The 2581-nt window shown below is 65.3% G+C and carries 3 protein-coding genes; 1 reads left to right on the top strand and 2 read right to left on the bottom strand.

The window, feature by feature from the left end; translation table 11 throughout:
* Positions 1-5 precede the first annotated feature (5 nt).
* Together JSV65_04945 and JSV65_04940 are read right to left on the bottom strand one after the other, a co-directional pair.
* On the bottom strand, positions 6-1031 hold the full coding sequence (locus JSV65_04945) for an acetylxylan esterase (GenBank protein UCH35700.1): 1026 nt from the start codon (positions 1029-1031) through the stop codon (positions 6-8).
* Position 1032: 1 nt separating this feature from the next.
* On the bottom strand, positions 1033-1800 hold the full coding sequence (locus JSV65_04940; GenBank protein ID UCH35699.1) for a Nif3-like dinuclear metal center hexameric protein: 768 nt from the start codon (positions 1798-1800) through the stop codon (positions 1033-1035).
* Between the two features lie 159 nt (positions 1801-1959).
* On the opposite strand from JSV65_04940, the gene JSV65_04935 reads away from it, so the two are divergent.
* The coding region (locus JSV65_04935) for a hypothetical protein (protein UCH35698.1) at positions 1960-2581 on the top strand (622 nt) is incomplete at its 3' end.

Below are 2581 nucleotides of genomic sequence, written 5' to 3'. Positions count from 1 at the left end.
GCCTCTCACGCCTCGCCTTTCAACCACCGGTCGAACCACGGCAGCGCCTTGTCGGGATTGAAGCGGTGGCCACCGTCGAACGCGTCGAGGTCGAGCCGATCGCTCGCGCCCGCGGCGGCGTAGATGCGGCGGAGTTGGCGGTACGCCTTCATCGTGGCATGGAATGGAAAGCCCTCGTCCTGCTTGCCCGCGATGATGAGCAGCGGCCTGGGGGAGATGAGGCCGCAGACATCCGCGAGTTCCGCCCACTTGCGCAGGCCGGGCAGATATTGCGAGCCGCAGAAGTTGCCCTGGCGGATCGCGAACTGCTCGAACGTATTGAGGTAGCAACTGACGATGGCGCACTTCACGCGGTCGTCAACGGCGGCGGTGACCATAGACATGGTGCCGCCGAAGGAGTTGCCGGCGGTGCCGATGCGGTCGGGGTTGACTTCAGGTCGCCGCTCGAGGTAGTCCAGACAGCGCATGGCATCCCAGATATCGAGAGCGAGCAGATTGACCCCGAGTAGCGAGCCCTTGATGAAGTTGACGTTGCACGGATCGCGGCCGCGGTAGTGCTCGGGGTCGTCGGCGCGCTCGCCGAACCGGCGCCAGTCCGGCGCCATCGTGACATACCCGCGCAGAGCAAGAAGCACGGCGTGATCGCGGTATTCGCCCAGGGATTGGTCCACGCCGGCCGGGAATGCTTTGCCCACGCCGTGGCCGTGACACGACAGCACGGCGGGCAAGCGCTCGCCGCGCTTACGGCTTTTCGGAATCAGGACGTACGCAGGCACGGACATATCGCGTTCGGAGTCGAAGACGACTTTCTCGCGGATGACGTCGCCAAGGTCCTCGCGCTCGACGACTTCCGGGCGCAGCGGCACCGGCCTGGGGAAGTCGCCGAGCAACTGGCGCAGGCGCGCCGCGAGCTTGCGTCGCCACGCGCGCCACTCGGCCTTCGTCTTCCCGCTGAACGCCAGCGCCGGACGCTGCCGCGCGCACATCCGGTTGAAGTACTCGGTGTTGGAGAAATTCCGGGCTCGCGCCATATCACACTTCCTCCCAGGGCACGCCGCACTCGTAGAACTCGACCGCCACGCCCGGGAACTCCCGGCGCAGGATGTCGCAGAACCGCCGCAGTCCCGGGTTCTCGCTGATGGGGTGTGTGGTTTCGATGATCCCGATGTCGCTGTCCACGGCATAGCGCATGGCGTATTCGTCGCTCTCACCGGTGAGGACGACCTCGGCGCCGTGCTGGAGGAGCGTTTCCCAGAAGCTGATGTTGGAGCTGAGGCCGATACCGCCGACGGCGACGCCGACTTTGGTGACGCGTCGGGCGAGGTCCCCCACGACCCGCAGGCGGTTCATCCCGAGGCTCGCCTTGATCGCGCGGGCAAGGTCAACAAGGGTCGTTTCGGGGATGGTGAAGGTCCGTGCCAGGCCGTCCGCGACGACGTCGCCGCGCAGCCCCGCGGCACGCGCGAACTCGTCAACGACGCACAGGCGGTCGAGGGTGCCATGCGCGCGCAGCACGGTCATGGCATGGCGTGAAAGTAGCTCCATGCGGTTTCGATTCACGCGCCACGTAATGGAGGTTTCGAGAGCCCCCGAGCCGCTGTAGGGGAAGAACGGATCCTCATGGCAGACGATGAGCTTGCAGTCGCTGTCGGCGGCGGTTCGGATGGCGTCGCACGTCGCCATCCAGGTGACGAGGATGCTGGTAGTCTCCACGTCGGGGTCGCCGAAGCGGAATCCCTCTTCCCCGCCGAGGGGCGGGGACAATGCGACGAGCAAATCCTGCACTTCGCGAGCGCGCATGGGCGGGGCCTCCTGCGACCACTTCTTCAGCGCGGCGCGGAGGGTCTCCTGCGGCATCGGGAGGCGCACCGCGTTGGAGCGATGCTTTGCAGCAGGGGGCGGCAACGGCGCGCCGAATCGGGTTGACGCCAACGCCGGCGCGCCGCAGGGAGGGGTATCATGCAGACCTGTGATTTCAGCCGCTCGTTCGTGACATTCGTCACTCCGGGGCGTTCGAACAACGCGCGTATCCAAGTTGAAGCCCGCTGCACGATCACCGACGACCGTGAGAATGCGGCACAGGACTACTACCTGGTCGCCTCGTGCAAGGGGGAAGACACCTATGGCACGGGCGTGCTCTTCCTCGATCCGAGCTACGATTTCTGCGGCATCTTCTCGGCGCAGGAGTTCATCCTGATCCGCGTCGGCGTGCCCTACGAGGTCAACAACACGGTCGCCGCCAACGCGGAGCGTTTCGACGATGTCCGCATTGACGTTCGGATGCAGGCCGCGGAAGTGCTCGAAGCCGACGAGGAGATCGTAAGAGCCACGCTGGCCAACCGCGTTCTCAACGGGCGCGTCGAGGTATCCGACGAGGCCGGGCGGCACCGCGCGTCCATCGAGTTTCCGATCAAAACGATGAATGTCAACGACATCCGCAATATCTACCAGGTGGATACGGGGCCGATTCTGCTGCCTGATTTCGCCTCGCGCAAGCAGCGAATGGTGGAGCGATTCCAGCTCGCCTTTGTGGCGTACAACCGGGGGGATGAAGCGTATTTCGTGATCCAGGAGCCGATCG

The organism is Armatimonadota bacterium (assembly GCA_020354555.1).
GTDB lineage: Bacteria > Armatimonadota > Hebobacteria.
Note: the sequence above shows the minus strand (reverse complement) of the source record. Positions and strands in the feature narration are given on the sequence as shown.

What these genes read in the sequence shown, in the direction of transcription:
- JSV65_04945 (UCH35700.1), bottom strand. Translation starts at nt 1,031, where the DNA reads ATGGCGCGAGCCCGGAATTTCTCCAACACCGAGTACTTCAACCGGATG.
- JSV65_04940 (UCH35699.1), bottom strand. Translation starts at nt 1,800, where the DNA reads ATGCGCGCTCGCGAAGTGCAGGATTTGCTCGTCGCATTGTCCCCGCCC.